Below are 7,320 nucleotides of genomic sequence, written 5' to 3' on the forward strand. Positions count from 1 at the left end.
TACACTTAAGTCATGAATCTCTTCCAAACCATCATAATCAGATTCTACATATGAACCAGTTAAATATCCATCTTCAAACAAATTTCTATATATATCCATTAAATACGGAAGATTAATCCCCAATTTTGCTGGCGTGAGGTCATTTTGATTGATTGATTCTCCTGCTTTCATTTTCTGATAAAAATAATTTAGTAGCTTAAATACAACCACAAAATAATCATCGTTTGCCATGGGGCACGCCTCCTATAAGAATTCCACTCGCTCAACTCTATCTTCAGTAATCAATCGACCTACTGTCGTATCGCCGTCAACATCCAAGATAAATCCGTCACCTTCATCATTGTCTTCAATTGGGTCAAATCCCAGGAAAACCCCAGTTTCTATACTTCCATCACGCATATAGAGCTTTATAATTTTTTCTCTATTCTCCCATGTATCAAAGTTTGCAGCTTTCACCATTACATTCACCTCTTTTTAGCATTTGGAACACCATGTATCCCACCTTTGCTTTGATGCATTTTTATTTGATTAGAATTAATATTTTGCCCACTCGGCAGAATGTGAACACCGTTAATACCATCAGTATTAATAAATTGATACTTTTGATATATCTTCTTCATATCCATATTTTTCAGCATATAATTATAGAGTTTTCTTTCAGTTATATCTTTAAAATAACTTTGTCCATTATTCCTGTTGTTATACTCTTCAGTACCATAAATATGTTCTTTTTGCTTAAACTCTTTTAATTTTAACCGATTACCAAGCTCTTCATTATTCAACATAACCTCTTTAATTCTATTTAGATCATGTGAAGTTAAATCCTTAAACTGCTTTTCAGTGATTTTATCAGTTAACTTATCATTAAAGTTATTATACCGCTTTTTGAAGTCCGCTTCCATCCACTTTCTGGTATTTGAGAGTGATTCATTATTTTTAAAAAGTTTCTCCCGTTCCTTCAAACGAACCAAGAAATCATTTTTGTCAAGATGGTCTTTCATGGCCATATCTAAAGTTTTGCCTCTTAGCTTATATTTATCGATTAACTCTCGGTCATCTAACTCTTTAGCCACATGCAACCGCTCTTTATTCTGCCTAATTTGACGCTCTAAGGCCCGTTGCTTCGATTCTATATTGGCATTCTCTATTGCCTGTTCAGGGGTCAAATTCTTAAGTTTTTCGGGCAAATCAGGCTTTTCATTCACGCCTACAATAAAAGGTGTCATTGTATGACCACAATTGATTCCACGACATCCACCGGGGGTTCCATAACCATAGTCAAGCACTGAAATAACCTTCTGACCTTCAATAATTCTGGTTTGCCCAGTAGTAACAATTTGATTTTGGAGTGGGGCACACATCTCACGAGCTGAAGCTTTAATAGAATAGTAAAAGGTGTCAATACCTAGCTCTCTAGCTGGACGCTCTCGCATTTCCTGAAAGACACGCCTTACTGTGGATTTAATAACCGTTCTAGCATAGACATCCGCTTTCCATTGCTTCCCTCCTTTATCTGTGAATCCATAGAAACCCTTATCAAACCACTTCATCACTGTTTCATTCAAAGCCTTATAAGTGGAGTACATACCTGTTGCTACTTTGGCTACTGATTCTTCCACAATAGACTGATAAACATCTCGGACTGATTGAGGCAGTGTTGTATTAATTAGATTGTCCATCTCTAACATGGTTTGAGAATAATAAGCTGATAGGGCATTTTGAACCGTGTAATTCTGGGTAGTGGGACCAGCGGCCATATCCTCTGCCAACTGTTCTTTCGTGTCTTTGTAGACCTTGTACCCTTCATTCTCAATCACATCTCTGAAAACTTCTTCAGCAATACCAGAACGTTCAACAATCAGTTTGATATTTTCTTCGTTCAGCAAATGCATATCATTCATTTTTTCGAGCTGCCAAATGTAAGGAGTTTTAACTAAATCCGCAGTCCCTCTTACCCTTAACCGACTAACCACGTTGTCGAACAAATCAAGTGTTAATTTATGATAAATATCTGCAGTTTTACCGATAAATAAATCCATTTGTTCATCATTAACTTTAATCTTTGACATTGCTATTCACCGTAGATATCAATTTCCTGCTCATTTCTCATAGAGCTAGACGTGCTTCTAGTCTCTCCATTAATTTCATTAATCATTTCTTGTGATTTTGCTTCATCAAAATCCAGAATCTTTTGAATCGCAAAGCTTTTACTTACCAAACCACTAGCCACTGCCTTAGTCCAATATTCTAACTCATTGTTACGATCGGTAAATACGCCATCGTCTAGATCAACCGTAATTTCAGTTAAGTCCGGAATCTTACCGCTATATAGATCATAAGCAGATGCTAGCTCGCATATAGAAACTATCAATTCTTTAATCGATTGTTCCACTAATGACACAATACTATTGCGCATTTGATAAGTGTCCGAATTCTCACTAACTACTTCAGTGGCCGTCTTCATAGATTTACCATCGAAGCTAAACATACCAGGCGACACACCAATCTGCATTTCAAAAAGAGATAGCCCTTTATTAATAGCTTTGATGTAATCATCTGAACGTATTGGTGTGGTTAAATCTACAATCCCTAACGAACCATCAATATCTCCAGAACCAATCTGCATAAATACGTTTTGGTCAGGGTCAAAGTGTTTTCTCAACGTGATTTTATCGCCCCGTTCGTCATATATAGTCCGTACCGTTTGCTCAGGTACTGCTACACGTCGTTGGCCCATCTTAATCTCCCAAGCAAATTCATCATAAGTCTTATTTATAAAATCAATTGAGGTCTTAGCATTGTCAAAGATAGATAATCCCAATGGGCTATTAATATCTCTGTTATTCATACCTGGAGTCTTCAGATAAGTAAAGAGTGGCCGTGATAATCCAGGAACAGTTACCGTTTCTTCCAGGTCTTCGTATAGCTCTTCTAGTGGTACTCGATAACCAACATCATTTTCACGGTCGGTCCGATACAATTCATTCGTAATCACATACTTACCATCATTCCACTCATGAAATTCGATAAGCGTATAAATAATGTTTTTCTTACCCTCTGTCTTAGTTGTTTTAGTTACAATGGCAGCACTTGATACATCCTGAGTATTTGATTGCAATGGGTAAAATACTGGCGCTTGAATAAAGGATACTCGCACATGATCATCATCTACATAAGGCCGCATAGCCATACCGCCTAAGGCCAACGCTGATTCTAAATAACGTTCAAAATTCTTATTAAACCGGTCATCAAACAATGTTTTCTGGATGAATTCATTTGCAACCTCATTCGTAACAGTTATCTCAGCCTTTTCGTTATAGACCAAACTAGCAATCTTCTTACTTACGGTCTTAGCAATCGGTAAATGATTAAAGCTACGTTTACATGAATCACCGTCCGAGTTTTTATAAATCACATTCGCAAACTCAGATTCAAAGTATTTTAGGTTTTCTTGTATTCGGCTATATTCATGTTCAGTTACCGCAATCTTAGGATGGTCAGTAATTTTAGTTAATCGTTGTTCCGTCACTCGATACGCTCCTTTCTTAAAAAAGTTCTTAATTCGTTCGAACATCGCACACCTCCTAGCGTTTCAATCCGAGTAGTTTGGCATTGTCTATACAGAAATACTGGAACGCATCGCAAGTGTGATCATCTTCTTTAACCACTTTTGGATTCTCATCCATGATTGTTTTCTCATCCCAGATATATCGCTTATGCTCTTCAATGAAATACTTCAAGTTATTCTCCGTTGGCAGATAACAAAAACGCCCATCCGCTAAAAGGGATTGGACGTATTCTGTCATTACTATTTTCTTTTTCTTAGCTACCGGGTGCCATCTTATTTCATAGTCTTCAAAGTACTGGTTACGAAGGGCCCCTTCAGCTGAATCAATGGTTCTCTTTTGTACCACAGCTCCAGGAAATAGCTTAGCTTGCTTTGTTTCAAAATCAAATAGCTCTTTCGATAATATACTCGGCGCCTTCTTGTTAACTTTACCTGCCGGGCTGTAGTAATAAGTATCTATCAAATAAACATTACCTTTATGACCTAATCCTAGGTGCAAACAGGTAGTGGCTGATTGTTGATGCCCACTATCAACTGCGAAGAATTGATAAATGATTCGTTCAGTATCAGGGATGGCTTTAACTAAATTAAATAACGATATATTATATACATTTGTTCCCAATCCTACTGGTTCACCTAAGTATATATAGCGGTAATAATCATAGTCATTCTGCTTAATCCGCTCAATATCAGCTAACATCTGATCAGTCACAAAACCAAGTTTATCATCCAAGTAACTTGAAGAGTGAACCAAATAATCCGATTCATTGGCCATTCTATCAGACCACTCATTGATCCATGAATATGGGTTTCTAGGCGGATTATATGACCAATAGAATTTTACAAATGGAACACATGCTGCTTTTTGACGCATAAAAGTTACATTCGTTTGGTCAAATTCTTCTTCAGACTTAAACTCAGCCGCTTCCTCGTACCAAACAGCAATAATATCGCCGATATCATTCGATTTCAGCTTGCTAAAGTCATCCTGGCCATAGAAGTAGAAGGTCGAACCAGTTGGCTTAAATGTTATCTTAAATGGCGATACGGTCATTGAAAATAATGAAGCTGCACCAAATAAATTAATGGCCCATTGTATCTTCAAGTAAACAGAATCTCGGATTGTGTTGGCCACTTTCCGAATTACTACTACATTTACTTTCTCCTCACTATGACTTAATACATAAAAAACAAGCTTTAGAGCTATGACTGATGATTTAAAAGAGTTCCGTCCACCTTTCAAAATGTTATACGGCTTATCAGAATACCAAACACTTCTAAAGTGCGGATTAATCTGTTTATTTAAATCAACATTAGTCATCATCATCACCTCTGGATAGAGGTTGGATATTAATCGTTACCAACTCGTTAGACTGACTAATATCTTTACGTAACTTCTCATGCTGAGCTGCAGTAATCGGATCTAATAACTCAAGTGAAATAATCTTTTCCAATGCTCCAAGGTAAGCACTAGAAGTTCCTTGTCTAACATAACCATCATCGATATGTATAATGGAATGTTTTGCCTGCTCAAGTAGCCACTTAGCATAATTAACGGCATCTTCACGCGTAAATAACGCTCTCTCTTTGAATTCATCCATTAACTCGTTGTACCTTGCCAAAACCTTGTCATGCTTTAGCAAATTAGATGCTTTACTATCTACCGTTTCGTGTTTCCAGTCCTTAGATGTAGGATAAGCATTAATATACGCTTGCCTTTGAGATAGCCCACTGACTAACCCTTGTACAAACTTTTCTTGCTTCGCTGTTAGCATTGAACCACCTCCAGTAGTTTAACAGCATAATAAAAACCACCCCGACTGGCGAGGTGGTAAAGAGGAATATATTTGTGGTCATCATCCACAATATAAGTATGTCATGCTTAGGGTGGTAAATCTATCAATAATCATACCAATTTAAATTATTTCCCCTATTTTTTCAGCCAATAACTTACATGCTCGGTAGCATGTCCGTTGTACTGTCATATGTCCAACTTCATGCTTCTTAGCGATATCTGTATAAACATAGCAATCTTCAAAGTAATATTCCTTAACCATTTCACGTTGCTTATCATCTAGCTCCGCTAACACTTCGTCTATGGATTTAATCCACAATTGGCGGTTAGCGATGTATGGATCAGACTCCCACTTAATCACTAGCGACTCTTGCGGATTGCTATTGCGGCCAATGGATTTAATACCAGCGTTAAAATCGGCCTGCTTATGTTCTAAATCCCACTTGCGGTATTGAATTTCTTTAAGATAGTTCGGATATCCTCTGAACCTATCTTCCATTCTTCGTTTGGTATCTTTATCCACTCAACCACCCCTAGAAAAAATTGTACCGAGTTGATTCATTTATCGTCACCGCAGTATCTTTAATTTCATACTTCTTAACATAATCTTTAAACTTATCCATAGCTTCCTGTTTTGTTTTAGCTGTCAACACTATCTCACTTCCACTAGCCATGGTGAAGCGGTATTCTTTAACTTTCAATCTTCCACCACCTCAATATAATTTCCGCCAAGCTTGTCATTGATCAACTTGACATATACTCTTCGTACCTTGCGCTTTTTAAGCGTTTTACCAAAAAAGCCCTTCGATTTTCCTAAGCTATAACTGATTTGCGCTTTACTCAAACCGTTTTGTTCCAACGCTTTGTTGATTTCTTGTATATCAAAGTCGATATTTACAAATTGATCGTTGCTCCCTATCTTGTCATCTGGGTAGAACACCGCTCTGAACTTAACGACCTTACTTTCATCAACTTCGCCATTGTGTCCTGTTTCAAATAGCACTTCTTTCCACAATTCAGGCGCTTCTAATGCTCTCATTACCCCACCTCTTCAAGTGTCTTTAACGCTTCTTCGAATTCATTAATTCTAATCGTTATTGCTTCAATCGCTTTGTTATTCTCTTTATCCACCAATAACATCATGCGCTCTAAACGTTTAGTCCCTTCAAGTAATAATTCATATGGTCCTTGTATAAATTCTAACCATTCATTATCAATCATCGCTCTCACCTAGCTTAGCTAGCATGTTCGGTCTAAATCCAGTAATAGGGTCATGGCCCTCTGCCATCACTACTGGCATTTGAGTTAGGCCTGCACTTCTTAACATCTCTAAAGAATCGGCATCTTCAAAGACATTTATTTCTTTAAACTCAATACCCTTATCCTTTAGGTATCGCTTTGACATTTCACATTGCATGCAGTTTGGTTTTGAATATACTGTGATCATAAATTAATCCACTCCTTTCGATTATTTATTTATTCCACCCTGAATAGGTACTTTTTAATTCTATCTTTACCAATTTTATTGATGGCTTTTTCAACTTCTTCAGCTGTGTCAAAGTAATAGTCGCCATAGACACACCTGCAATTTAACAAGCAGTTAACCGCTAAATCATCCTTTTCATTAAGGAAAAACCCCCAATTATCTCCACCCTCTACAAACGGTCTACCCATTTTCTCCAACTCTCGTAACACTTTTAAACGCTCTGCCTCAAATTTGGCTTCTTCTTTTGTTTTGAAAATAGCGTTATTTTTTAACGCTTTTTTGTCGCAAACATCTCCACTCCACGACATGATGATTGCGTCGCCAAAATAATCTATAACCCAATAACAGTCACCATTTTGGAAGCTAGGTTCTGACTCTTCAATCAATTCTGGAAAACGTTCCTCAATAAAATCAGTAAACATGTTGATTAATTCTTGTTTGTTCATGTTTTTACTCCTCCTTATTTTTAGC

General features: G+C 37.1%; 11 protein-coding genes and 1 pseudogene. All 12 read right to left on the reverse strand.

Going from position 1 to position 7,320, the window contains the following annotated elements; translation table 11 throughout:
* Nucleotides 1-231: pseudogene (locus G396_RS0108325) on the reverse strand (YjcQ family protein); the annotation flags it as partial.
* A gap of 12 nt (nt 232-243) precedes the next feature.
* On the reverse strand, nt 244-399 hold the full coding sequence (locus G396_RS0108330; protein ID WP_248623922.1) for a hypothetical protein: 156 nt from the start codon (nt 397-399) through the stop codon (nt 244-246).
* Nucleotides 400-464: 65 nt separating this feature from the next.
* Entirely contained in the window at nt 465-2,069 is a 1,605-nt protein-coding gene (locus tag G396_RS0108335) for a phage minor capsid protein (RefSeq protein WP_034907916.1), read from the reverse strand.
* Nucleotides 2,070-2,071: 2 nt separating this feature from the next.
* Entirely contained in the window at nt 2,072-3,574 is a 1,503-nt protein-coding gene (locus G396_RS0108340; RefSeq protein ID WP_211224457.1) for a phage portal protein, read from the reverse strand.
* 10 nt (nt 3,575-3,584) lie between these two features.
* A complete protein-coding gene (locus G396_RS0108345; protein ID WP_028125686.1) occupies nt 3,585-4,889 on the reverse strand; it encodes a PBSX family phage terminase large subunit in 1,305 nt (434 codons plus the stop codon).
* Complete coding sequence (locus tag G396_RS11050; RefSeq protein ID WP_051221255.1) at nt 4,882-5,343, reverse strand: terminase small subunit; 462 nt, start codon at nt 5,341-5,343, stop codon at nt 4,882-4,884. The genes G396_RS0108345 and G396_RS11050 overlap by 8 nt, the downstream gene beginning before the upstream one ends.
* Before the next feature lie 141 nt (nt 5,344-5,484).
* Nucleotides 5,485-5,886 carry a hypothetical protein gene (locus tag G396_RS0108355; protein ID WP_028125687.1) on the reverse strand — a complete coding sequence of 134 codons (402 nt, stop codon included), beginning with the start codon at nt 5,884-5,886 and terminating at the stop codon, nt 5,485-5,487.
* Between the two features lie 10 nt (nt 5,887-5,896).
* On the reverse strand, nt 5,897-6,064 hold the full coding sequence (locus tag G396_RS11530) for a hypothetical protein (protein ID WP_155857441.1): 168 nt from the start codon (nt 6,062-6,064) through the stop codon (nt 5,897-5,899).
* On the reverse strand, nt 6,061-6,402 hold the full coding sequence (locus tag G396_RS0108365) for a hypothetical protein (protein WP_028125688.1): 342 nt from the start codon (nt 6,400-6,402) through the stop codon (nt 6,061-6,063). Before G396_RS0108365 ends, G396_RS11530 begins: the two co-directional genes overlap by 4 nt.
* Nucleotides 6,402-6,584, reverse strand: a complete 183-nt coding sequence (locus G396_RS0108370) for a hypothetical protein (protein ID WP_028125689.1) — start codon at nt 6,582-6,584, stop codon at nt 6,402-6,404. The genes G396_RS0108365 and G396_RS0108370 overlap by 1 nt, the downstream gene beginning before the upstream one ends.
* The gene (gene nrdH / locus G396_RS0108375; protein WP_028125690.1) at nt 6,577-6,810 is read right to left on the reverse strand and encodes a glutaredoxin-like protein NrdH; all 234 of its coding nucleotides are present in this window, start codon (nt 6,808-6,810) and stop codon (nt 6,577-6,579) included. Before nrdH ends, G396_RS0108370 begins: the two co-directional genes overlap by 8 nt.
* A 29-nt stretch (nt 6,811-6,839) precedes the next feature.
* Nucleotides 6,840-7,295, reverse strand: coding sequence for a hypothetical protein (locus G396_RS0108380; RefSeq protein ID WP_155857442.1), 456 nt, complete (start codon nt 7,293-7,295; stop codon nt 6,840-6,842).
* Between the last annotated feature and the right edge of the window lie 25 nt (nt 7,296-7,320).

The sequence above is a fragment of the Eremococcus coleocola DSM 15696 genome (assembly GCF_000428865.1).
In the GTDB taxonomy this organism is placed as follows: domain Bacteria; phylum Bacillota; class Bacilli; order Lactobacillales; family Aerococcaceae; genus Eremococcus; species Eremococcus coleocola.

Coding starts and splice junctions, on each gene's coding strand:
- G396_RS11050 (WP_051221255.1), bottom strand. CDS start 5,343: ATGCTAACAGCGAAGCAAGAAAAGTTTGTACAAGGGTTAGTCAGTGGG.
- G396_RS0108370 (WP_028125689.1), bottom strand. CDS start 6,584: ATGATTGATAATGAATGGTTAGAATTTATACAAGGACCATATGAATTA.
- G396_RS0108365 (WP_028125688.1), bottom strand. CDS start 6,402: ATGAGAGCATTAGAAGCGCCTGAATTGTGGAAAGAAGTGCTATTTGAA.
- G396_RS0108340 (WP_211224457.1), bottom strand. CDS start 3,574: ATGTTCGAACGAATTAAGAACTTTTTTAAGAAAGGAGCGTATCGAGTG.
- G396_RS0108330 (WP_248623922.1), bottom strand. CDS start 399: ATGCGTGATGGAAGTATAGAAACTGGGGTTTTCCTGGGATTTGACCCA.
- G396_RS0108345 (WP_028125686.1), bottom strand. CDS start 4,889: ATGACTAATGTTGATTTAAATAAACAGATTAATCCGCACTTTAGAAGT.
- nrdH (WP_028125690.1), bottom strand. CDS start 6,810: ATGATCACAGTATATTCAAAACCAAACTGCATGCAATGTGAAATGTCA.
- G396_RS0108335 (WP_034907916.1), bottom strand. CDS start 2,069: ATGTCAAAGATTAAAGTTAATGATGAACAAATGGATTTATTTATCGGT.
- G396_RS0108380 (WP_155857442.1), bottom strand. CDS start 7,295: ATGAACAAACAAGAATTAATCAACATGTTTACTGATTTTATTGAGGAA.